General features: G+C 39.5%; 17 protein-coding genes and 1 pseudogene. 8 read left to right on the top strand and 10 right to left on the bottom strand.

The features are described from left to right. The first annotated feature begins 7 nt into the window (after positions 1–7). From ACG916_RS07370 to ACG916_RS07345, 6 genes are all read left to right on the top strand, one after another. Complete coding sequence (locus tag ACG916_RS07370; RefSeq protein WP_336953695.1) at positions 8–2209, top strand: type IV pilus secretin PilQ; 2202 nt, start codon at positions 8–10, stop codon at positions 2207–2209. Positions 2210–2245: 36 nt separating this feature from the next. Continuing rightward, on the top strand, positions 2246–2788 hold the full coding sequence (gene aroK, locus ACG916_RS07365) for a shikimate kinase AroK (RefSeq protein ID WP_004725433.1): 543 nt from the start codon (positions 2246–2248) through the stop codon (positions 2786–2788). Positions 2789–2824: 36 nt separating this feature from the next. Then, positions 2825–3904: a 3-dehydroquinate synthase gene (aroB, locus tag ACG916_RS07360; RefSeq protein ID WP_336953696.1), complete on the top strand. Its 1080-nt coding sequence runs from the start codon at positions 2825–2827 to the stop codon at positions 3902–3904. A 16-nt stretch (positions 3905–3920) separates the two neighbouring features. Then, entirely contained in the window at positions 3921–4787 is an 867-nt protein-coding gene (locus ACG916_RS07355) for a hypothetical protein (protein WP_336953697.1), read from the top strand. 425 nt (positions 4788–5212) lie between these two features. Further along, on the top strand, positions 5213–9688 hold the full coding sequence (gene gltB / locus ACG916_RS07350; RefSeq protein WP_336953698.1) for a glutamate synthase large subunit: 4476 nt from the start codon (positions 5213–5215) through the stop codon (positions 9686–9688). A gap of 90 nt (positions 9689–9778) precedes the next feature. Continuing rightward, the gene (locus ACG916_RS07345) at positions 9779–11200 is read left to right on the top strand and encodes a glutamate synthase small subunit GltD family protein (RefSeq protein WP_419327976.1); all 1422 of its coding nucleotides are present in this window, start codon (positions 9779–9781) and stop codon (positions 11198–11200) included. 74 nt (positions 11201–11274) lie between these two features. Here the strand turns inward: ACG916_RS07345 and ACG916_RS07340 are convergent. Continuing rightward, positions 11275–11823, bottom strand: a pseudogene (locus ACG916_RS07340) (NAD(P)H-dependent oxidoreductase). A gap of 91 nt (positions 11824–11914) precedes the next feature. On the opposite strand from ACG916_RS07340, the gene ACG916_RS07335 reads away from it, so the two are divergent. Continuing rightward, positions 11915–12268, top strand: a complete 354-nt coding sequence (locus ACG916_RS07335; protein WP_419327975.1) for a winged helix-turn-helix transcriptional regulator — start codon at positions 11915–11917, stop codon at positions 12266–12268. A gap of 565 nt (positions 12269–12833) precedes the next feature. Beyond that, a complete protein-coding gene (locus ACG916_RS07330; protein WP_004725446.1) occupies positions 12834–13724 on the top strand; it encodes a metal-dependent hydrolase in 891 nt (296 codons plus the stop codon). Positions 13725–13768: 44 nt separating this feature from the next. Here the strand turns inward: ACG916_RS07330 and ACG916_RS07325 are convergent, their stop codons facing one another. The 9 genes from ACG916_RS07325 to ACG916_RS07285 all read right to left on the bottom strand — a co-directional run bounded on the left by ACG916_RS07325 (position 13769) and on the right by ACG916_RS07285 (position 24325). Beyond that, positions 13769–14395, bottom strand: a complete 627-nt coding sequence (locus ACG916_RS07325) for a riboflavin synthase subunit alpha (protein WP_336953702.1) — start codon at positions 14393–14395, stop codon at positions 13769–13771. 311 nt (positions 14396–14706) lie between these two features. Next, complete coding sequence (locus tag ACG916_RS07320; protein WP_419328028.1) at positions 14707–15087, bottom strand: Na+/H+ antiporter subunit G; 381 nt, start codon at positions 15085–15087, stop codon at positions 14707–14709. A 23-nt stretch (positions 15088–15110) separates the two neighbouring features. Further along, a complete protein-coding gene (locus ACG916_RS07315) occupies positions 15111–15386 on the bottom strand; it encodes a monovalent cation/H+ antiporter subunit F (protein ID WP_004816687.1) in 276 nt (91 codons plus the stop codon). Next, complete coding sequence (locus ACG916_RS07310; RefSeq protein ID WP_336953703.1) at positions 15383–15904, bottom strand: Na+/H+ antiporter subunit E; 522 nt, start codon at positions 15902–15904, stop codon at positions 15383–15385. Before ACG916_RS07310 ends, ACG916_RS07315 begins: the two co-directional genes overlap by 4 nt. Further along, positions 15905–17707, bottom strand: coding sequence for a monovalent cation/H+ antiporter subunit D (locus ACG916_RS07305; protein ID WP_419327974.1), 1803 nt, complete (start codon positions 17705–17707; stop codon positions 15905–15907). Continuing rightward, complete coding sequence (locus ACG916_RS07300; protein ID WP_336953705.1) at positions 17707–18072, bottom strand: Na+/H+ antiporter subunit C; 366 nt, start codon at positions 18070–18072, stop codon at positions 17707–17709. Before ACG916_RS07300 ends, ACG916_RS07305 begins: the two co-directional genes overlap by 1 nt. Before the next feature lie 3 nt (positions 18073–18075). Continuing rightward, on the bottom strand, positions 18076–20913 hold the full coding sequence (locus ACG916_RS07295; protein WP_419327973.1) for a monovalent cation/H+ antiporter subunit A: 2838 nt from the start codon (positions 20911–20913) through the stop codon (positions 18076–18078). Between the two features lie 451 nt (positions 20914–21364). Continuing rightward, positions 21365–22738: an ATP-binding protein gene (locus ACG916_RS07290; RefSeq protein WP_419327972.1), complete on the bottom strand. Its 1374-nt coding sequence runs from the start codon at positions 22736–22738 to the stop codon at positions 21365–21367. A 93-nt stretch (positions 22739–22831) separates the two neighbouring features. Next, positions 22832–24325: a UvrD-helicase domain-containing protein gene (locus ACG916_RS07285; RefSeq protein WP_004725463.1), complete on the bottom strand. Its 1494-nt coding sequence runs from the start codon at positions 24323–24325 to the stop codon at positions 22832–22834. Positions 24326–24374 lie beyond the last annotated feature (49 nt).

Below are 24374 nucleotides of genomic sequence, written 5' to 3'. Positions count from 1 at the left end.
AATAAAAATGAAAAAGAGTTTGAAAAATATCTTTAACGGGGATGGTAAGTTTATGAATAGTCAACTTCGTCAATTTACTATGGCGGCAGTGTCAATTGCGATTATGCAGGTTGCAATAGCGCAAACAACTATGACCAATATTGTACCAATGAAAATACCAGGGCAAGGTACAGAAATTCGTGTCATGTTTAATGGCTTACCTCCACAGCCTCAAGCCTATCAATTGGACAATCCATCTCGACTGATTTTGGACTTTGATCAGGCAAAGCAAACGATCAATCAATCATCCATTGCTGTGGCAAGTGAAGAAGCGTCTACGGTGGATGTTGCGGCTGATGATCAACGTTCACGCTTAACCGTAAATTTAAAAAATAGTGGTTCTTTTACAACGCGTGTTGAAGGGAATACTTTTATTTTAAAAATTAATAATAATGCTAATCAAGCGACTGCATTACCCACTTATGCTGCATCTTCGCTGAATAAGCAAAATCAAGGCATTGCAGATATCGGTTTTCAGCGTGGGGCTTCTGGAGAAGGACAGGTTATTGTGAATCTCTCAGGTGCAAATACGCCTGTAGATGTACAACAACAAGGCAGTAAAGTTGTTATTCGAACTTTGGGAAATAAAATCCCAGCGCATTTAATCCGTCGTTTAAATGTGAATGATTTTGCAACGCCAGTTTCTTCTGTAGATGCTTATAATGACGGTTCAAATGGCGTCATTACCATTCAATCAAGTGGTAGCTATGAATATATGGCTTTCCAAGCTGAAAACAAATTGACAGTGAGTTTAAAGCGTCCCGCAGAAAGCAAAACAAATCGTCCAAATTCAAGTCAGTCTTATACGGGTAAGAAAATCTCGCTTGATTTTCAAGATATAGAAGTACGACGTGTTCTACAGCTACTTGCTGATTTTACTAGTATCAATATGGTGGCAGCAGATTCAGTTCAAGGTAATATTACTTTACGTCTAAAAGACGTACCTTGGGATCAGGCCTTAGATATCATTTTGAAAACAAAAAACTTGGATAAGCGTCGCAATGGCAGCGTAATTTGGATTGCACCTGTAACTGAGCTAATTAAGGCAGAAGAAGATGAAGCAAAGGCTTTAGCTCAAAGTGTTAAATTAGCACCAATCCAAACTGAATATATTCAGTTGAATTATGCTAAAGCTACGGATATCGAGAAATTAATCACAGAAGGTAAAAATTCTAAAAATACAAATAATTCAAATACAAATAGTTCTAATAGTTTGGATTTAAATAATTTAGATCCATATGGAAATAATGTAGGAAGTTTATTAAGTCCTCGAGGTACGGTTACTGTAGATGCTAGGACAAATACACTGATTATTACAGATACAGCCGTAAAAATTGACCAAATCCGTAAAATGGTTGATTTACTAGATATTTCCGTAAAACAAGTCATGGTTGAAGCGCGAATTGTTCGGGCAACAACAGATTTTACTAAAGAAATGGGGGTAAAGTGGGGGATTTTATCTCAAGGGGTTACCAAGAATAATGACTTACTTGTTGGGGGAAGTGATCAAACACTTTGGGATTTAAAAACCCCAGATAGTAATGGCAAATATACTATTACACGCCCTGATAATTTAAATGTAGATCTTGGCGTGACGACTCCCGGTGCAAGTAAAATTGCATTTGGTCTAATTAGTCTTTCTGATTTTATGTTGGATCTAGAGTTATCAGCATTACAGGCTGATGGTTATGGTGAAGTGATTTCAACGCCAAAAGTAATGACTGCGGATAAACAAAAGGCCAAAGTGGCATCTGGTCAACAAATTCCGTATCAATCAACTCAAACAGCAGGGGGGAGTGCAGTTGCAACGACTGAATTTAAAGATGCTTTGTTAAGTCTAGATGTGACACCGAGTATTACCCCGGATGGAAAAATCCAAATGCAGCTCAATGTCACAAGCGATTCAGCAGGTCAAGTAGTAAATGGAAATGTTGCAATTAATAAAAATGAAATTAATACCAATGTATTGGTTGATAATGGCGAAACAGTGGTGCTAGGGGGGATTTTTGAACAAGAAACTAAAAATAGCCAAACCAAAGTTCCATTTTTAGGAGATATTCCATATCTTGGTCGATTATTTAGAAAAGATGTTAAGTCTGATAATAAACGAGAATTACTAATCTTTGTGACACCAAGAATTGTTAATGACAGTCGTACGAGAAATCATTAATATACTTTCAATGAAAGCAATTCAATAGGTGACTCCTTGCCAAGCAAAGAGTTGGAAACCCTACCGAATATTTATTTGGTAGGGCCCATGGGAGCAGGAAAAACAACAGTTGGTCGGCATCTAGCGGAACTGTTAAGTCGTGAGTTTTTAGACAGCGATCATGAAATAGAAAGAAAAACTGGGGCATCTATTCCTTGGATTTTTGAAAAAGAAGGCGAACAAGGTTTCCGTACAAGAGAAACTATCGTGATTGATGAACTCACATCAAAAAAAAACTTAGTGGTTGCAACAGGTGGCGGTGCAGTGACTCAAGCCATGAATCGGGAATATCTCAAACATAGAGGTATTGTGATTTATTTATATACGCCTGTAGAAATCCAATTATTACGTACGCATCGAGATAAAAATCGCCCCTTATTACAAGTTGAGAATCCTGAGCAAAAGTTAAAGGATCTACTTAAAGCACGAGATCCACTGTATAGAGATGTCGCGCATTATATTATTGAAACGAATCAGGGAGCTGCGCGAGATTTAGCGCTGAGAATATTGCAGTTAATCGTTTCAAAAGAAATTATTTAGTCAGTAAATTATCATTCATTGTTATTTGGCAGAATCATGCAAACTTTACATGTTGAACTGGGTGAACGTCGTTATCCAATTTTTATTGGTAGTCATTTGAATCCGCAAGAATTGCTTGAACCTTATATTAAGGGACATCAAGTTATGATTGTTACAAATACCACAGTTCAGCCCTTATATTTATCGCACTATGTTGATGCAATTCAACAACTGGGTAAGCAGGTTACAACATGTGTTTTGCCTGATGGTGAAAAATATAAAGATATTCAGCACCTCAATTTGATTTTTGATGCTTTGCTTCAAGCTGGTTTTAATCGTGATTGTACGGTTTTAGCTCTAGGTGGTGGAGTGATTGGTGACATGGCAGGTTTTGCATCAGCTTGTTTCCAGCGAGGCGTATATTTTATTCAAGTTCCGACCACATTATTATCTCAAGTTGATTCGAGTGTTGGTGGAAAAACAGGAATTAATCACCCATTAGGTAAGAATATGATTGGTGCATTTCAGCAACCTCAAGTGGTTTTGGCTGATATGGCACAACTCAGAACACTGCCTGAACGTGAGCTTTCAGCTGGTTTGGCAGAGGTGATTAAATATGCGCTATTGGGTGATTTAGAATTTTTAACATGGTTAGAAGATCATATGGATGGGCTGATTGCCCAAGATCCAGAATTCTTGGCTGAAGCGGTTTATCGTTCTTGTGCACATAAAGCAAGAATTGTGGCTAATGATGAGAAAGAACAAGGCGAACGCGCTTTATTGAATTTAGGTCATACTTTTGGGCATGCTATTGAATCGTATCTAGGCTATGGAGTTTGGTTGCATGGAGAAGCGATTGCAACGGGTATGGTGATGGCTGCTGATTTATCTTATCGTATGGGGTGGATTTCACACGATGATCTGGAACGTACAAAAAAAATCATACAACGTGCCCAATTACCTGTAGCATGTCCTAAAATTCCGCTTGATGAATTTTTGGCATATATGTCACATGATAAAAAAGTATTAAATGGTCAACTTCGTTTAATATTGATAAAACAACTCGGACAAGCCATCATAACCAAAGATTTTGATGTCGAGTTGATGAAACAAGCGATTCTCGCGAATCAGATATAGAAAAGGTTAGTTCCAAATGGCAGCAATTCGTACAAATTGGCAAAATATTCGACAATATATTTGGTTGGTTGGTGGATTAATCTGTCTTTTGGTAGCACTGATTTTTTGGGTAGTGACTGACACGAAAGATCTAGTCACTGTCGTCAATCCTATCGAAGAGGCACAAGTTCAAATTCAGCCTGAAAAAGTTGCTGCGACATCGCACTTAGGTGCTTTGATGGATGAGGTGCGCCCACTTGAAATGACCACACGTATCGTGACTGCAGGTAACCATGATGTAGAGTTTCGTGGTACAAAATTTTTTCAAGAAAATAAGAAAGCTTGGATGATAGAACTATTTAAAACCTCAGATGAAGATGTCATTCTTGGGTTTTTACAAAAACAAGCGGATCGTAAAAATTTTATTTATTTTCGTTTAAGTGGTGAAGATCAAACAGAGCAATATGTTTTAGCCTATGGCGTATTTAAAAGTGATGAGCAGGCGAAAAATCAGTTACGACAGTTAAATTTAAAATTACCAGCATCTATACATCCGCAGGCCATTCAGTTTGAAAAATACATTCCTTTAGTCAATGATCTAGGCTCAGATGAAATGGCAGGTACAAATAAACTCTATCAAGTGAAGTTAAAGTCTGCACCTTTGCCTGTTGTTGATGAAACACTACTGGCGCAAGCAAAATCGGCATTGTCATCTTTAACAGGTTCAACTCCTACGAACCAGACCACCAAAACTACAATCACTCGTCGTGATGCATCTGGCAATGTAGTGGATGTACAAAAGTCGCAATCTCATGCACAGACTTCAGGCAATACAAAAGAGCCAGCAGGCAATTCTTCTGATAAAAAGCCAACTGAGCATGAGGTAAGTGACCCTTTTAATTAAAATAAGCTCTAAAATGAAGCGAAATTAATTATTTAATTTTATATTTGCACAAAAATGGTGCTATATATGCCTTTATAAGAAGCTTAGAATTTTAAAGAATATCTTTATTTCACTATCTTTTAGTGATTTGGTGAACAAAAATAAAATTTGGCATATTTTTTGCTTTATTGTTGCGCTAATTGAGTTGATTGTCCCTGTTTTGGAGCGAAATGATTCAGTTGGTGTGCGATTTAAGTCTGGTTGAGTGCTTTATTTCAGTGCGGAAGTTGTAAAACAATCTTGCAATTAAAGTAAAAACAGACTGGTATTCGATTCTGTCTAAGTGGTTTACTTGGGATAAGAAAATACTTAAAAATCGTAATTTAGTGTTCGAATGTTTTTCGCCCTCCCATGGGCCTATGTAGAAAGAAGGGTACGCTATGCACATGCCATCGCCTAACACTGTAGCTCCCGCTCAAGGTTTATACCAACCGGATGAGTTTAAAGATAACTGTGGTTTCGGCTTGATTGCCCATATGCAGGGTGATGCGAGTCATGACTTAGTCAAGACCGCAATTCATAGTCTAAGCTGTATGACGCACCGTGGTGGTATTGCCGCAGATGGTAAGACCGGTGATGGTTGTGGTTTGCTCTTGGCTATGCCTAAAGCATTTTTCCGTGAAGAAGCAAAAAAAATCAGTGACATTACACTGAGTGAAATTTTTGCAGTAGGGACTATATTTTTAAATTTAGATCCAGCACTTGCGGCCCATGCAAAGCAAATTCTAACCCACGAAATTGAAGAAGAAGGTTGTCGAGTCATTGGTTGGCGTGTAGTTCCTACCAATAATGATGCATTGGGTTCAATTGCAATGCAGTCTTTACCTGCATTTGAACAAATTTTTGTAAATTGCCCAATGGGTGTGACTGAGGTTGAATTTAACCGTAAGTTACTTATGGCACGTCGTCGTGCAGAACAACAATTAACAACAGATCCATATTTTTATGTGACAACACTGTGCTCTACAGTGATTACATATAAAGGCTTAATGATGCCTGCATATATTGCAGAATTCTATACAGATCTTGCCGATGAACGTTTAGATTCACACATTGTGGTATTCCATCAGCGTTTCTCGACCAATACTTTACCACGTTGGCCATTGGCGCAGCCTTTCCGTTATTTGGCACATAATGGTGAAATTAATACCATTACTGCAAACCGTAACTGGGCAGTAGCACGTACACCAAAATTTGAAAACCCATTATTACCAGGCATTACTGAGTTGAATCCGATTGTAAATCGTACTGGTTCAGATTCATCAAGTATGGACAATATGCTTGAGCTACTTGTGGGTGGTGGCATGGATCTATTCCGTGCATTACGTATGCTTGTTCCACCAGCGTGGCAAAACGTTGAAACATTAGATGCGGATTTACGTGCATTTTATGAATTTAACTCTAAGCATATGGAAGCTTGGGATGGTCCAGCAGGTCTGGTGATCCAAGATGGTCGTCATGCAATTTGTATGCTAGACCGTAATGGCTTACGCCCTGCACGTTGGGTGATTACTAAAAATGGTTATATCACTTTGGCATCAGAAATTGGTGTGTGGGGTTATGAACCTGAAGATGTGATCTCTAAAGGCCGTGTAGGCCCTGGTCAAATTCTTGTAATTGATACGTTGACTGGAAAATTGCTGGATACCAAAGATGTGAGCAATCATCTGAAAAAAATGCGTCCTTACCGTGAATGGTTACGTGAAAACTCAGTTCGCTTGCAAGGTAGTCCAGAGCTTGAAGAATATTTATGTGATCAAGGCTTAAAAGGCGATGACCTAAAAGCAGCTCAAAAAATGTTCATGGTCACATTTGAAGAGCGTGATCAACTGCTTCGTCCAATCGCTGAAAGTGGACAGGAAGCGGTAGGTTCAATGGGTGATGATACACCAATGGCGGTATTGTCTCGTCAAGTACGTCATGTGACAGATTATTTCCGTCAGCAATTTGCGCAAGTGACTAATCCACCGATTGACCCATTACGTGAATCAATCGTCATGTCATTGGAAACATGTTTTGGGCGTGAGCAAAATGTATTTGAACAAGGCCCAGAGCACGCAGATCGTTTAATTGTATCGAGCCCAGTCCTTTCAAATTCTAAAATGCATCAGATTCGTACCCTTGGCCGTAAAGGTTACGAAATTGCAGATATCGATTTGAATTACCCAGTGGCTGAAGGTCTTGAAGCCGCAATCTCACGTATTTGTGAAGAAGCAGCACAGGCGATTCGCGATGGCAAAACCTTATTGGTCATTTCAGATCGTAAAATCCGTGAAGGCTTTTTACCCGCAAATGCTGCAATGGTGACTGGTGCAATTCATCACTTCTTGATTAATGCTGGTTTACGTACCGATGCAAACATCATTGTTGAAACAGCACTTGCCCGTGATGCGCATCAGTTTGCCGTAATCTTAGGTTTTGGTGCAACTGCGATTTATCCATATTTGGCTTACGATGTGATCAATGATTTGATTGCTAAAGGTGAATTATTAGGTGATCCAATTCATGCCCAAGCGAACTTCCGTAAAGGTATTGATAAAGGTTTACTTAAAGTCCTTTCAAAAATGGGGATTTCAACAGTCGCATCTTATCGTGGTGGGCAGTTATTTGAAGCAGTAGGTTTATCTGAAGAAGTTGTTAGTAAGTGCTTTACAGGGGTGCCAAGCCGTATTAAAGGTGCAACATTTATTGACCTTGAAAATGACTTGAAAAAACTAGCAGACATTGCTTGGAAAGCACGTAAGCCAATTGAACAAGGTGGTTTGCTCAAGTTTGTGTTTGATAAGGAATACCATGCATTTAATCCTGATGTGATCAATGCGTTGCATAAATCTGTACGTTCAGGTAATTATGCTGACTTTAAAGAATACGCAGAATTGGTGAATACACGTCCAATTGCGACGATTCGTGACTTATTGAAACTAAAAACTGATCATTCTATTCCTTTAGAAGCAGTTGAATCAGTTGAAGAAATCCTGCCACGTTTTGACTCTGCTGGTATGTCTTTAGGTGCATTGTCACCAGAGGCACATGAAGCCATTGCGATCGCAATGAATACGATCGGTGGTCGTTCGAACTCAGGTGAGGGCGGTGAAGATCCTGCACGTTATGGTACCATCCGTAACTCTAAAATTAAGCAAATTGCTTCAGGCCGTTTTGGTGTAACACCTGCATATTTAACTTCTGCTGAAGTGTTACAGATCAAAGTAGCGCAAGGTGCAAAACCAGGTGAAGGCGGTCAGTTACCTGGCGGTAAAGTGAATGGATTAATTGCACGTTTACGCTACTCGGTTCCAGGGGTGACTTTGATTTCACCACCACCGCACCATGATATTTATTCTATTGAAGATTTATCGCAGCTGATCTTTGACTTAAAGCAAGTCAATCCACAAGCCATGGTATCTGTAAAACTAGTATCGGAGCCAGGAGTGGGGACAATTGCAGCAGGTGTTGCAAAAGCCTATGCAGACTTCATTACCATTTCTGGATATGACGGTGGTACAGCTGCTTCACCTTTATCGTCAATTCACCATGCTGGTTCACCATGGGAATTGGGTCTTTCAGAAGCGCATCAAGCACTTCGTGTCAATGACCTGCGCGGTAAAGTACGTGTACAAACGGATGGTGGCTTGAAAACCGGTTTAGATGTAGTAAAAGCTGCGATTCTGGGTGCGGAGAGCTTTGGTTTTGGTTCTACCCCAATGATCGCGCTTGGATGTAAATATCTGCGTATTTGTCACTTAAATAACTGTGCAACAGGTGTGGCAACTCAGCAAGATCATTTACGTCAAGAACATTATATTGGCGAGCCAGAAATGCTGATTAATTTCTTCCACTTTATTGCGGAAGAAACACGTGAATGGTTGGCGGCTTTAGGTGTTGCATCATTGAAAGATTTGATCGGTCGTACTGATCTACTTGAGATGTTGCCGGGTGAAACGGATAAACATGCGCATTTAGATTTAAGTGCATTGTTAGAATCACACCCATCTGCGGAAGGCAAAGCGCAATATTGCCAAGTACAAGGCAATGAACCATTTGATAAGGGTATTCTTGCCGAAAAAATGGTGGCAGAAATGCTACCAGCGATTGAAGCAAGTACTGGTGGTGAGTTCCATTTTACCGTGGGTAACTGTGACCGTTCAATTGGTGCGCGTCTCTCAGGTGAAATTGCCAAACGTTATGGCAACCTCAGTATGGAAGCACATCCTGTTAAAGTGAATTTAAAAGGAACTGCGGGTCAGTCATTGGGTGTATGGAATGCTGGTGGTTTGCATATCAGCCTTGAAGGTGATGCAAACGACTATGTGGGCAAAGGTATGGCAGGTGGTCGAGTATCGATCTTCCCACCAAAAGGTTCACCATTCCAAACTCAAGAAACGGCAATTATCGGCAATACCTGTTTGTATGGTGCAACAGGCGGTAAATTATTTGCTGCGGGTACAGCGGGCGAGCGTTTTGCTGTACGTAACTCTGGCGCGTTTGCCGTCATTGAAGGTGCAGGCGACCATTGCTGTGAATATATGACAGGCGGTATCGTGACTGTACTGGGTAAAGTTGGACACAATTTTGGTGCAGGTATGACCGGTGGTTTTGCTTATGTACTTGACTTGGATAACGACTTTGTTGATTACTACAACCACGAATTGATTGAATTAAACCGTATTTCTACAGAAGCGATGGAAGAACATCAAGAATTCTTACTTCGTATCTTAGATGAACACATTGCTGAAACAGGTAGTGCTTGGGCGTACAAGATTCGCAACGAGTTTGATTTCTATAGCCGTAAATTCTGGCTTGTGAAACCAAAAGCGGCTAATTTACAAACGCTTTTGAAAACAACTCAAGCAGATCCACAATAATTCCACTACTCAAATTTTAGGTAGGTGTGGATAACTTCGCAGATATACACAAGCGAATGAAGTTATCCACGCTCACCCACGGAGAGAGACATGGCTGAACGCCTGAATAATGACTTTCAATTTCTGGATGTAGCACGCCAAGATCCAGAGAAAAAAGATATTAATGTCCGCAAAGCAGAGTTTGTGGAAATTTATAAACCTTTTACAGCGGAAGTTGCAGCAAACCAGACCCACCGTTGTTTAGGCTGTGGTAACCCATATTGTGAATGGAAATGTCCTGTACATAACTATATTCCAAACTGGTTAAAACTGATTGCAGAAGGACGTATTTTTCAAGCGGCTGAGCTTTGCCATCAAACCAATACCTTGCCAGAAGTATGTGGTCGGGTATGTCCACAAGACCGTTTATGTGAGGGTGCTTGTACCCTGAATGATGGTTTTGGTGCTGTGACCATTGGTAATGCCGAAAAATATATTAACGATACCGCCTTTGCTTTGGGCTGGCGTCCAGATATGTCATCGGTAAAATGGACCAACAAAAAAGTTGCCATTATCGGTGCAGGTCCAGCAGGCTTAGGGTGTGCAGATATTTTAGTGCGTAATGGGGTAAAACCTGTTGTATTTGACAAGCGTCCTGAAATTGGTGGATTGCTTACTTTTGGTATTCCAGAATTTAAAATGGAAAAAGACGTGATGAAACGCCGCCGTGAAATTTTCACAGGTATGGGGGTTGAATTCCGCTTAAATACTGAAATTGGTACAGATATTACGATTGACCAACTGCTTGCAGACTATGATGCTGTATTCATGGGTATGGGAACTTATACCTATATGAAAGGTGGTTTTGCAGGTGAAGATTTTGATGGTGTTTATGATGCACTTGATTTCTTAATTGCAAATGTTAACCGCACACAAGGATGGGAAAAAGACCCGTCTGAATACATCAGTGTTCAGGGCAAAAAAGTCATCGTTCTAGGCGGTGGTGATACGGCAATGGACTGTAACCGTACTTCAATCCGTCAGGGCGCAGAATCAGTAACCTGTGCTTACCGTCGTGATGAAGAAAATATGCCAGGCTCACGTCGAGAAGTGAAGAATGCGCGTGAAGAAGGGGTGGACTTCCAGTTCAACCGCCAGCCGATCGAAATCGTCGGTGAAAACGGTAAAGTGACGGGTGTAAAAGTTGTGACTACCCAGCTGGGTGACCCAGATAGCCGTGGTCGTCGTAGCCCTGAACCGATTCCAGGCTCTGAAGAAGTTTTACCCGCAGATGCGGTATTGCTGGCTTTTGGTTTCCGTACCAGCCCAGCAGAATGGTTTGCTGGTGCAAATATTGGGCTAGATGGTTCTGGCCGAGTCATTGCTGCTGAAAAACAAGAATTCAAATTCCAAACCTCTAATCCAAAAATCTTTGCGGGTGGAGATATGGTACGTGGTTCTGATTTGGTGGTGACTGCAATCTGGGAAGGTCGTGAAGCTGCTGAAGGGATTTTGGATTATCTTGATGTTTAATTTTTAGATACTAAATAACAGCTATTTAAGAGCCCGCAGTCATGCGGGCTTTTTAATGCAGCAAACTCAAAAAATTAATTTGAGTCAATCATTTGCAGATAATGATTTAACTTTAAGCTATGTTGTTTTGCTCGAGTTCTGATTTCAGCATGTGTATGCCCTAAAACAGTTGAAATATTATATAAGAACACGGGTTTTAAATATTCCATTCCGGTATAAAGTGCTGATTTTTGAATTGGAGATAAAAAGTCCTCCAATAATGAATGCTGTTGTTCCGTATTAAAATTCTGCTCAGGTTGACTAATGGTCATACTCAGCAAAAGCTTTTTATGTTTAAGCTTGTCTCCTTTAGAACCATAGGCAAATTGATGTGTAAATACCTGATCAAACCAAATTTTTAAAATGGCAGGTATACTGAACCAGTACATAGGACATTGTAAAATAATCAGCTCATGTCTTAATAGCACGCTTTGTTCAGCAGCAATATCAATTTGATAATCTGGATATAAATCATGAATATGACGAATTTCTAAATCAGTTTGAGTTCTTCATAATTCATCGACAATGGTTTTATTTGCGACAGATTCAGTAAAACTGGGATGCGCTAAAATCAGTAATGCCATCTTGGTTTTTCCAACTATAAAAATTATAGTGAATATAAATATTATAGTTTTTATGTACAATAATTATCCATTTTGATAGCTGGATGAAAAAATGAATACTGAGCAAAACACTTGTGAAGTGACGTTTCACGATAAGACCTATCATTGCCCGATTAGTATGGTGATGGATTTAATCGGTGGGAAATGGAAAACCGTGATTCTTTATTACCTAAAGGAGGAGTCAAAACGCTTTAATCAACTTAAGCGTGATATGCCAGATATCACAGAAATGACCTTAAGTTTGCAACTCAAGCAATTGGAAAAGAATGGTTTTATTTCCAGAACCGTATTTGGTGACAAGCCTCCAGTCAAAGTGGTGTATGAATTAACTGCATTTGGTCAAACATTTATTCCTGTATTAGACGCTTTATCTGCTTGGGCACATGATTTTTCAGCGCAAAGCTAATTCAAAGTGATGGCGTTAAAAGAAGCAGTTTTAAAGATTAAATCAGCTATAAAAGGCGATGAGTAGAGTGGTTTGGTCATAAAATTTGCCAATCACACTAAAGCAACAATTTGTTTTTTATACAAAAAATCCCTAGACGAATCCTGTTTGTTTGAGTTCTATAAAACACATGCTTTTTTGAATGTTTATATGACGTTGCAAGCATAAATATTTATAAATTGAGTTCTAATTTTGAATGGATCCTATGTGATTGTTTTAAAAATTAAAACATAATTCAATCTGATTGAAAAATGTCATTTAAGTCAATAAAAGCATCCTTATAAATCTCGATTTTAGGCTTTGTGTAAACGATAAAGCACTTTTTGTGAAGATAATAAATATATTTATTTTTAATAAATTTAATTTTATCAATATCTTATATTTTTAATTTTTTTGGATTTTTAATTGAGCCATGTGTTTTCTTGAAAATGATATTTTAGGTCAACTGTGTGGATGATTCTGCAATATACAAATATTGAGATTGTGCCAATATAGCTTAAATTCAGACAAATGTAGGATTATCCTTATGTCAACAGTTCAAGCGACGGCAGAAAAATCATATTTAAATCGTCCTAAAGCTATTGGTATCAAAGTCCGTAAACCAAGCTTTAACCCAAAAGCAATTCGCAGACATTTTTTTGCCAATTCTCCTGTGATGTCACATTTATTGACTGCGCTTTCTTCAACATTTCCGATTGGTGAGCAGTTCTTTGTACATAGTGTGCGTAATGTACGTGACAAAATCACGGATGAAAAATTGCAAGCGCAAATTGCAGCATTTATTGGTCAAGAGGCCATGCACTCCAAAGCCCATACGGAATTCAATGATGCATGGCGCCGTGATGATTATAACTTAGACAGTTTCCAAGCATGGTTGGCGCGTCGAGATGCACTGATTAAAAGTGTACATCCGAAATTACAACTTGCTGTTACCGCAGCTTTTGAGCATTTTACTGCATTATTGGGCGGCTATATTCTTCGTCACCCTGAAGTTTTAAGCACTCTAGATGATGATGCCGTTAAGCTTTGGGTATGGCATGCAATCGAAGAAATTGAGCATCGTGCAGTGGCATTTGATGTATATCAGGCGATTTATAAAGATGATCGTACTCGTCGTACAGTAATGCGTAATGTGACTACGGGTTTTGCAAGTTTAACGTTTTATTCGGCTACCCGTTTGTTTATGCAAGACTGGAGAAAAAGTCTACCAAAAGTGCCGCAAAACATCTTTGGGGTATATATGATTTCTAAAATGTTGATTTCACTGATTCCTGAATATTTATCTTATTACAAATCTGACTTTCATCCGGATGAAATTGATTATTCGAAGATTGTGGCGTACTGGAAAGAAAAGCTGGCAGATGATTATGGAATGGAAAGTTTCCAAGAAGAAGTTCATCTGCCGTTATATAGTTAAGACAATGCTTTAGATCAAAGGGCTAATTTATATGATTGGCTCTTTTAGTTTTCTTGCTGACGTTGATGGATACTTTCTAAAGTATCGACCATAGTGCGGGTCATTTGGTCAATTTCATAATTGAGTTTGCCACCAATTTGGACATGTTTAAATGTCGTCAAACGTAAGGTTTCTGGGATTAAATCCACTGAAATTTCATTGGTTTTCCGATCCACACGATTGACTGTTAAACTACAACCTTGCAGTCCAATAAAGCCTTTTTTAAAGAAGTATTTGATATTGTCATCTGGAATAACGATATCAATGTGTAGTGTTTCACCGGTATGAACCACATCTTTAATGGTTGCCATACCTTCGATATGCCCAAAAATATTGTGCCCACCGTTTTCCATGCCAGCTTTGATAGATCTTTCGATATTGACTTCATCACCAATTTTTAAAAATTGTAATGTGGTGAGAGACGTGGTCAATGCTGAAACATCGAATGAGGCTATATTTGCAACAGCATCAAAACTTGTTGCGGTTAGGCATGTACCATCGATTGCGACACTGGCGCCAATAAAAACATCATTTAAAAAGCCATTTTCATTGGAAATATAAAGGGTTGTAAAATTATCACCTTGTTGGATGTTTACAACTTTTTCTAAGCCTTGAACGATACCTGTATACATCGCTGATCTCTTTTATTTAGCTGATTTTTATTGTACAGATTTCATTGAAGAGGACTAGGGCTGAATTTTAGATTTATGTTGTATAGAAGAGCCTAACATCATACTTAGATGACTTTTTAAAAGAGAATGAATATAGCAGTAAGGATTGCAAAGACTTATTTTATAGTGAAAAGTTTATATAGTTTGATGATAATGTATTTCAGACGATCTAAGCTTGATTGTGGCTTAAATTGGACTAAGTCAGTATGTACCTAGACTCAGTCCAATTTAATTTAGCCAACCAACCAATCAACAATCAGTCAGAAAATGAATTAAATCTTATCTTTAAACTGTTTTATGATTTTTTGACGTTGCCATGGTAAAGGACGATTAATCGCTTCAGGTACATCACCAGAGGTTGAACGTAGACGTAAATGAATTGCTGCCTGCGCAATCAAATTTGCCGATACGGGAGCTGTAATAAAGGCAAGCAGTGTGATCAATAACTCTGCAAAACCTAAACGACTGTTAAATGCTGCGTAAATCATTCCCGCGATTAAAAAACTGCCTAAACCCAAGGTACTGGATTTGGTCGGTGCATGTAGACGCATAAATAAGTCTGGTAATTTGACCATACCTATGCCACCCACCAAAGTAAAAAACGCACCAACAATCAAGAACAATGAAACGATGATTTCCATGACAATTTGCATATTATTTTCCATGTACTTTCTCCTTAATCAACCACATGACCCGTTGTAAAATAACGAGCCAGTGCAGCAGTTGAAACAAAGCCCAGCATTGCAACCAATAATGCGCCTTCAAACATTGAGGTACTTGCCCAATAAATGCCAAGAATGACAACTAAGCAGGTTGCATTTAAAAACAATGTATCCAATGCCAGTAATCGATCTACGATAGAAGGGCCCATCACCAAACGGACCAAACATAACAACATGGAGATGGTCACTGCGAGCAGGCAAATACCAAGTGCATAAGGTAAAATACTCATGAACGTGCTCCTCGTTGCAGGTCAAAGATTTCGATTAAAGGAACTTCATAGCGGGCTTTAATCGCTTGAATTTCTGCGTCTACATCATCACAACTTAGTGCATGAACCAAAATATCACCACGTTCTTGATCAATCCCAGCACTGACTGTACCTGGGGTCGTGGTAATGATCATCGCCAATAAAGTATTGACATGTTCATGGTCGGTTTCCAAAGGAACTCGAAACCATTTCGGGGTGAGATTTTTGGTTGGACCTAAGACTTGTTTAGCAACTTTGATATTACTGATGACGATGTCCCATAGCACCACAAAAAATAATTGAATGGCGCTTTTCCAATGAATATTGGGCGTATGAATGATAAAAGGTTGAATCAGTTTAGGGATGAGTAATCCCAAGCTAATCGCTACAACAATATCAAAACTTTCAGCGCTATGATTCAACATGAGCCAACTCATTGCCACAATTACCGACACAAAAGGATGGGGCAAAATACGAGCGAATAATGATTTATTTTGCATTTATTGCTCCATTGGCTTAAGTTGAGTATTTTCAACATGTTGTTGCTGTTCTTGTCCCTGAATTTGACGTTGTTTAAATTCAGAAATATGTTCACCTTTTAAGGTTTCAGGGCTAATAATATACGGAATATAGTGTGCATTTTGATCAATCATTTCACCGTTGTATTTTGTTTCAGGGACATAGTTTGGATCGAAGGGCTGTACACTAATGGTTTCTCCATGCCCATCCATTTTTAAAATACTGTGTTGATAAATAGATGTATCAGAAATTTGCAACGCTGTTTTTTCAACATAATTTAAAATCGGAGCTGCACAAACCACATAGGCAATCAGTCCTGCCAGTAATAGGTAAACGCTTTTGTCGTTACGTACAGGGGCTTGCTCGGGTAAAGCTTGATAGGCTTTATAAGCATCTTCTTTCGGATTGTCCTCAGGTGTTGTTGCTCGCCAAAATAAGATAAATCCGACGCGCGTAAATGCAACAATACTTAAAAAACTCACAATCAAGATAATTGCAATAATCCAACCTTGCGCAGCCAAATTTGCAGTTGCCTGTAATATTAATACTTTACCTAAAAAACCGCTAAATGGTGGTAAACCTGCCATTATCAAAGCGATGAGGAAGAACGTTATGGCAATGACTTTATCTTGCTTCATCTTCGGCGCCACTTTGAGATGATCTTTGAATGCGCCACGCTGTGAGGTAATCCAACCACAAAGCAAATAGAATGAGGCCGCAATGATGGTACTGTGAACGAGGTAATATAACCCAGCCGTCCATGCTTTTATGTTAAACATGGCAATGGCAACTAAAATCGTTCCGACTGAGGATAACACCATAAAGCCAACAAAGCGGCGTAAGCGTTCAGCTGCAAGCGCACCAATCACACCATATAATGAAGTTACTAAACCAATTGGTAATAAGTAATTGCTAAAGATCGTTTGACCAAGTTCATCATTAAAGACAGTGCCATTGACCCGTAAAATTGCATACACACCTACTTTGGTCATAATAGTGAAAATAGCAGCAACGGGTGTCGCGGCAACAGCATAGGTTTTTGGTAACCAGAAACCCACAGGTAACATCGCTGCTTTGATGCCAAATACAACAAATAGAAGCAAACCACCTGCTATAGCAAGACGATGTTGATCATGTTCCAAGGTTGGTAATAAACGGCCGACATCCGCCATATTCAAACTGCCCACACTGCCATAAATCATGCCTAAACCGATGAGGAATAGGGCAGAAGCCAGTAAGTTGATGGTGACGTAGTGAATACCTAATTGAAAACGGGCTTTACCTTGACCATGTAACAGTAAGACATAAGATGCCATTAGTAATATTTCAAAAAATACAAAGAGGTTAAATAAGTCACCTGTTAAGAATGCACCACTCAACCCCATTAACAGAAGATGAAACATGGCATGAAAATAACGACCACGTTCGTCCCATTCTTTGCTGGCAAACCATAATACAGGCGCTGCAAGAGTGTAGGTGAGCACCAACATTAACGCGGATAAGCGATCCAGTACCAAGACAATCCCAAAAGGTGCCGACCACTCAGCGAGTTGATAAACAAAGATTTTCCCTGTATTGGCTTGAATAAGATAAGCAATAGCAGTGGCAAGTCCAAGGATAACCGAAATTAAGCTAATGCCACGACGCCAAGGTTGGCGCCAATCATGTTTTAAAGCACCAGAACCAGGATTGCCTAATAAAATCAGCAAAAAGCCTGTAAATGCAGGAATCAAAATACTCAGGATTGGAGAGTGAGCATACCAAAAATCTAAAAAGCTGGTCATTATGGCTCATCCTCACGTGGGTCAAAATTACTCGGTTCCTCTTTGGTATCGACATGGTCTGTTCCTGACTCATAACGACTGCGTAATGCTAACTGAACAATAAAAGCAGTTGTCGCAAAGCCAATAACAATTGCAGTTAATACCAAGGCTTGGGGCAAAGGGTCAGTGACTTTGGTCGCTTGAGTTAAAATTGCAGGTGAACTGATTTGTATTCTTCCCATTGCAAACAGGAAAATATTGACTGCATAGCCAATCATTGCCAATCCAAGAACAACAGGAAAGGTACGGGCACGAAGAATGAGATAAATTCCTGAGGCAACCAATAATCCAATCGCAGATGCAATTAAAAATTCTAAACTGATCATGCATTACTCCTTGGGTACTGGACCAGACATACTTGAATGTCTGGAGTCGCCTAAAACAGAAATGAGAAGCATTGCTGCACCAACAACCGTGACGTATACGCCAAGATCAAAACCAGCAGCAGAGGCAAAATGGAATTTGCCAAACAGTCCTGATTCCACATAAACATGTGCACTGGTGAGAAATGGACGTGCCCAGAACCAAGATGCAAGGCCTGAAATTCCAGCAATGATCAGCCCTAAACCAATCCAGATTTCATATAAACGACCCGATTGAGCACGTAGCATTTTTTCAGCATGATCTTGTCCCATCGCAATATATTGAATGACCAATGCCATAGAGGTAATCAAGCCTGCAATGAAACCACCACCAGGATAATTATGTCCTCGTAGGAAGATATACAGACTTACCACAAGTGCAACCGGTAGTACCCATGAAGCCGTCATACGGAACATCAACGGAGATGGATTGAAGCGATAGCTCAGACCTTGAGTGATGGTGGTGCCATGTGCCCGCATTCCATCCATCATACATAGTGCACCAATGGCTGCGATGCCCAATACAGCAATTTCACCAAATGTATCAAAACCACGGAAATCAACCAAAATGACATTGACGATGTTTGAGCCGCCACCTAAAGGAATGGACTGCTGAACAAAGAACCATGAAATCGAATTATGATCACGTGTCATGATCAACCATGTAATCCAACCGATACCAATACCACCACCAATTGCAATGATTGCGTCACGCCAACGACGTGTTTGGCTGGACTCATAAGGGGTTAATTGAGGAAGTAGTGATAAACTCATCAATAGCAGAACTGTTGTGACAACATCCACGGTAATTTGTGTCAGTGCTAAGTCTGGCGCAGAGAGAGTGATGAAAATCATTGTCACGACCAAACCAATTGCACCACTAATCAGAACCGCTTTGATACGTTCATGGTGAAACCACAGCATCATCCAGCAGGCAGAGAACAATAACAACCACAGCACGATTGCAGTAAAGGGTGCATGTGTGAGTTCACGTGTTCCTGTCGTTAAATTTTGGTTGATCAATGGTGTGGCAACCACGGCAATACTTAAGGCCAAAATCCACAATAAATAGTTCTGTAATGAGCCAGTTTCAGTTTTTTTCTTAATTTTACGTGAAATCAGCAGGAGATTTTTAAGGAAATCTTCAAATAATAATTTGCCTTGGAAACGACCTAAGCGTGGATCAAGATCAATTTCACGAATTCGCCCGCCTTTGGCCATGGCGAAATAGAAAATTACGCCACCAATTAAGGCAATTGCGCTCATCAGTAACGGTAAATTAAAGCCATGCCAGATGGCTAAATGAACCCCTTCAAAACTTGCAATTTGTGTTGATGCGCGTGTTCCGGCATTGACAATGTTTTCAACCAACAGCGCAGGAATGATCCCCACTAAAATACATAAAGTTGCCAATATGATTGCTGGAATTCGCATACCGATTGGCGGCTCATGGGCATTTTTATTGGGAACATCACGCCCCACATCACCATCAAAAAACACACCATGTACCAAACGAACTGAATAAGCAACCGCAAATAAACCTGCCAATGTAGCGATAATCGCTGCCAACACAACATAGCCACCAGATAAGTTTGCCAATAGCTCAGTAAAGAACATTTCTTTCGAGATAAAGCCATTGGTCAAAGGTACACCGGCCATACTTGCAGCGGTAATCATGGTTAATGTTGCTGTAAATGGAAGAAATTGCCATAGTCCACTTAACTTTCTTAAATCACGTGTACCAGACTCATGGTCAATGATCCCCGCCAGCATAAATAATGCCGCTTTAAAGGTTGCATGATTGATGATATGGAAAACTGCAGCAGCCACGGCTAAAGGTGAACCTATACCCAAAAGGCACATGATCAAGCCTAAATGACTGATGGTTGAATAAGCCAGTAAGCCTTTTAAATCTTCTTTAAAGATGGCAAAAAATGCCGCCATACATAAGGTCAGCAGACCAATTGTGGTGACAAGATTATGGAACAATGTCGAGCCAACAAAGATTGGCAATAAGCGTGCAACCAGAAAAATCCCTGCTTTTACCATAGTTGCTGAATGCAGATAGGCGGATACAGGGGTTGGTGCTGCCATGGCATTGGGGAGCCAGAAATGGAAGGGAAATTGCGCACTTTTAGTAAACGCACCCAATAAAATCAACAATAAAGCGGGAACAAATAAACCACTATTTTGAATTGTACTCGCCATCATGGTGAGTTGGTCAATTTGATAGGTTCCTGCGATTTGACCAATCAGAATAAAGCCACCCAGCATGGCTAAGCCACCCATACCAGTGATGGTCAGCGCCATCCGTGCACCACGTTGCGCAGCGTCGTAGTTACTCCAATAGCCCACCAGCAAGAACGATGAAATACTGGTCAATTCCCAAAAAACCAATAAAATAATTAAATTATTCGACAAAGAAATGCCCAACATTGCGGCCATAAACAGCATCAACAATGCATAGAGCTTACTCAGAGAATTTTTCGGGTTTAGATAATAATAGGCATAGATATAAATCAGTGTACCGATCCCCGTGATCAGCAATGAAAAAATTAAACTTAAAGCATCTAATCGGAAACTAAAATCAATACCAATTTGAGGTAGCCATTGCCACTGCTCTAAAACGGCTTGTCCACTTAATACTGTTTTCGCTTGAGTCAGTAGCAGGATAAAACTGCTTAAACTGACCCCGATTGCCCCTAAAGCTGTTACCCCGCGAGAGAATTGCTTCAGCCACAGAACAACGATAGTGCCAAGTATTAATGGTAAAAGAATAATAATCGGAAGCACACGCGTATCCATTGTCGTGAATAGGTCGTGAAACCTATGTGAATCTTATCTTTCAAGGATTTGAGGAATGCAAGGAACAGTCCAATAACTTAAATCTTGAAAGCCGAATTAAATTAGTAATTAAAAAATGAGTTGTGTTGCGCAACTTGAGAAAGCGATTAGAAAATCAATTTGCATTGAAAAATCTAATTTAAATTGATTTTTTCATCTTATTACATGAGTAGAATAACATCAATTTATTTTGTCGTTTTTTACGCAAACATTTGTAATTATACGCTTCATATGACTTTTTGCTGCTTGAAAATCATGCTGTAACAATCAATCTATGTTGTATTGAATTTTATACAACAATGAATATGAACGTGAATATATTCATGATTTGAGAAAGGAGTATAAAAGACAGTGTCATGCGATTAATGATCATTCATTGTCTGATATTGACGTCTTTAGGCTGAGTTATTTCTTATGATAAGAACTTATGTGACGTTTGGTCATCACCAGATTGGATTAAACGTTTTAATTCGGTTTTTTGTTCTTCAGTAAGGTGTTTAAACTGCTCAAAAAGTTGTTGAACATTGACTGGCAGATTGGGTTCGGGTTCAAGTAAATCTTGTTCAGAGGTTTCTGGGATTTCTTTGAGCAAGTTTTCATAAATATCTTGGTATTCTTGCCATACTTTATTGTTCTGAATTTCATAAAGCTTTTTATTATCCAATTTAAAACATTGATATTCGCCGGCTTGCTCGAGAAGCTCTTCATGACTGGCTGTGGCAATGATCTGTAAACGAGGAAAGGCCTGATTTAAACGATCGAGAATTAACTGAAGGCCAAATTGGTCTAAATCAACATCAATTTGATCAATCAGTAAGATGCCTTCACCTTCTTCACAAGGATAAAGACTTAAAGGATTGAGTATGCACATACGACGCACCAAATCACCGACTAAGGCCAGCCAATTTTTAACCGTATTCGACAGTTGTGAGTAAGTCAGACTTTGATTTTTATAAGTGACCATCAGTTGTAATTTGGGCTGATACTCTAAATAGAGATCTGTGACTTCAGGAAGGACAATACTCAAGCTTTGCTTTAAGGCTTTTAAGCTGGGTGCATGTAACTGAGCACGGGCTTGAAATAAAATACTTTGAAAATCCTCATCGCTTTGATTTGAAGATTCTTTTTGCGCTAAAACACTTTGAAAAAGTTGTGCGATTTGTGCATTTTCAATATCACTGATTTCGCGAAACCATTCGAAAAATCGTGCAAAGGTGGTATATGGAATCGGTACTAATTCATAGGCATTGTGCGCTTGTAAAATAATGGGATTATTTTTATTGAGAATATTCACTTCATTTACAAATCGTTCAGCAGGGTAGTAGGCAATTAAAGGTAAGCCTTGAACAGGATCTTTTTTGAGTACTAGATTATAACGTTCTACCAGCTGTTCGAGTTGTGCTAAGTCAACTTTACTCAGACCAACACCAGAACTATTTAAGGTTTTATATAGTTGCCAATGACAAGTTTGCGGATCTTGTTCTGCTGTTGCAGTGCTTTCTGCAAGTTGACCAAACTCTATTGGGAATTTGATTTTAACATCTATTTTGGATTGTACTCGATCTTGCATAATGTCTTGGTCGAGCATTACCACACCAGGGGTGCGCAAATCTTTTAGACGTGCAGGAAACCAAGTCAAAGCTTGGTAAATATTTTTAATAATTGCCGTTTTACCACTGGCTTGTTCGCCAACAATTAAACTGATTGGTTTGTTTTTATAATTAAAGTCTATTTTTAAATCAGCAAAATGGTATGTGTGGCGAAAATGAATTGCTGCTAGTTTCATAGGATACCTGAAAATTGACTGACAGCATAAAAAGCTGTTGATATTTTCACCTTGCGATTTTTTTCGCTGATACAGATGAGTGAGTCAAAAACCTTATGCTGTTGCTTTATTTTTAAATGGCGCTTTTACTTTCAATTGTTGCACGAGATCATAGATGTGATGAATATTTAAGCTGACCTTTGCCCGTGTACAGGCGACATATAACAGCCTTAATTCTTCATCGCTGATTTTATGTTCTAAACCGTTTATTTTAAATTGGTAATCATCTTCGATATGTACACGATTCCATTCTAGCCCTTTGGCCTTATGTGCAGTTGAAATCACATAATCAGCTTGCTCTATTGGGGTTATTTTAGCAAGTGCTTTTTTGAGAGGTTCCGTACCGTGATCGTCAACCAATTTGACTAAGGGTTTGATATCACTGCCATCGTTGGTTTCACAGTATTCATGTACATCATGCCAAGAGTTAAACCAAGCCAGTTCAGGCACATCAACAACACGTTTGCCTTGTTTAAGCAAACTTGCCGCATCAACAAAACGGTTGAGTTTTGCATGATCGGCTTGTAATCCAACCTTATCGCCTTGCACGAGACCAGAAAGTAGTAACTCCATTGCGCGTGCATTGGTACGACATAAAATCGCATCACGCATTTTGGTATGTGGTTTATTGACCACACTCGATTTCATTTCAGGGTTGCCCAATAAAGGCACAGTTTCATCCAATGCACCGAGCAAATGATTGGCCACATCTGCAATCGCATCACCAAAACGGAATGAAGTGGTTAAACGAGATTCAGGAAGTGGCATTTGTTGCATGGCATTGACCGCACCACGCCACGCATAAATTTGTTGATGTGCATCACCCACATAAATCACTTGAGTATTACGCTGGCGCAATAAAATACCAAGCATTAATGGATCGGCATCTTGTGCTTCATCAAAGAGTACATAATCTGCTGGAATAAATGGGTCTGATAATGCCCAGAGTTTTAAATAAATATCATGACCTATGCCTGCTTGATGATTGGTATCAATCGACTCTAACCAACGTCTTTCTACAGCAGGGTAAAGGTGTTTTTGTAAAGACTCGATATCATCTGCATGCAGCCAACTTGGTGCTTGGATATGACGTGGTGCTGGATATTGTGAGCTGGTCGAGCAGAAATAACTTACAGCATTGGCCACTAAACTCGCTAAACGACTGGGCATTAGCACATATTTTTCATAACGCCCGCCCATTAAACGTCTAAGTGTGATGGGTTCGAGGCGATATTCTTTGGCAATAAAACTGGGACTTAAACGCGGCAGGCGTAATTTATCGGTGACTCCCCGCGATACACTACGAAAAGCCAAAGAGTGGAAGGTTCGGCAATCTACATTTTGATGAAATTTATTCTGTGCTTCTGTGGCAATTGCCTTATTAAAAGCCAAATACATCCCACGTCGCTCCGTCATCGCATCACTGATTAACTGCAAAGTTGTGGTTTTACCTGTGCCAGCATAGGCAATCACTTTAAATGATTGTCCTTTTTTCGCTTCTGCGATGGCAAAGCTTTGCTCAGATGTGGGTGTAAAAGAATAAGGCACAGTATTTATAAAATCTTATTAGCTTGAAAATTCAATATACGACAGAGTA

Source organism: Acinetobacter legionensis (assembly GCF_048552295.1).
In the GTDB taxonomy this organism is placed as follows: domain Bacteria; phylum Pseudomonadota; class Gammaproteobacteria; order Pseudomonadales; family Moraxellaceae; genus Acinetobacter.
Note: the sequence above shows the minus strand (reverse complement) of the source record. Positions and strands in the feature narration are given on the sequence as shown.

What these genes read in the sequence shown, in the direction of transcription:
- ACG916_RS07295 (WP_419327973.1), bottom strand. Translation starts at nt 20,913, where the DNA reads ATGGATACGCGTGTGCTTCCGATTATTATTCTTTTACCATTAATACTT.
- ACG916_RS07345 (WP_419327976.1), top strand. Translation starts at nt 9,779, where the DNA reads ATGGCTGAACGCCTGAATAATGACTTTCAATTTCTGGATGTAGCACGC.
- ACG916_RS07320 (WP_419328028.1), bottom strand. Translation starts at nt 15,087, where the DNA reads ATGCAAATTGTCATGGAAATCATCGTTTCATTGTTCTTGATTGTTGGT.
- ACG916_RS07310 (WP_336953703.1), bottom strand. Translation starts at nt 15,904, where the DNA reads ATGCAAAATAAATCATTATTCGCTCGTATTTTGCCCCATCCTTTTGTG.
- ACG916_RS07290 (WP_419327972.1), bottom strand. Translation starts at nt 22,738, where the DNA reads ATGAAACTAGCAGCAATTCATTTTCGCCACACATACCATTTTGCTGAT.
- aroB (WP_336953696.1), top strand. Translation starts at nt 2,825, where the DNA reads ATGCAAACTTTACATGTTGAACTGGGTGAACGTCGTTATCCAATTTTT.
- ACG916_RS07305 (WP_419327974.1), bottom strand. Translation starts at nt 17,707, where the DNA reads ATGACCAGCTTTTTAGATTTTTGGTATGCTCACTCTCCAATCCTGAGT.
- ACG916_RS07325 (WP_336953702.1), bottom strand. Translation starts at nt 14,395, where the DNA reads ATGTATACAGGTATCGTTCAAGGCTTAGAAAAAGTTGTAAACATCCAA.
- ACG916_RS07335 (WP_419327975.1), top strand. Translation starts at nt 11,915, where the DNA reads ATGAATACTGAGCAAAACACTTGTGAAGTGACGTTTCACGATAAGACC.
- ACG916_RS07330 (WP_004725446.1), top strand. Translation starts at nt 12,834, where the DNA reads ATGTCAACAGTTCAAGCGACGGCAGAAAAATCATATTTAAATCGTCCT.
- gltB (WP_336953698.1), top strand. Translation starts at nt 5,213, where the DNA reads ATGCCATCGCCTAACACTGTAGCTCCCGCTCAAGGTTTATACCAACCG.
- ACG916_RS07300 (WP_336953705.1), bottom strand. Translation starts at nt 18,072, where the DNA reads ATGATCAGTTTAGAATTTTTAATTGCATCTGCGATTGGATTATTGGTT.
- ACG916_RS07355 (WP_336953697.1), top strand. Translation starts at nt 3,921, where the DNA reads ATGGCAGCAATTCGTACAAATTGGCAAAATATTCGACAATATATTTGG.
- ACG916_RS07370 (WP_336953695.1), top strand. Translation starts at nt 8, where the DNA reads ATGAAAAAGAGTTTGAAAAATATCTTTAACGGGGATGGTAAGTTTATG.
- ACG916_RS07315 (WP_004816687.1), bottom strand. Translation starts at nt 15,386, where the DNA reads ATGAGTATTTTACCTTATGCACTTGGTATTTGCCTGCTCGCAGTGACC.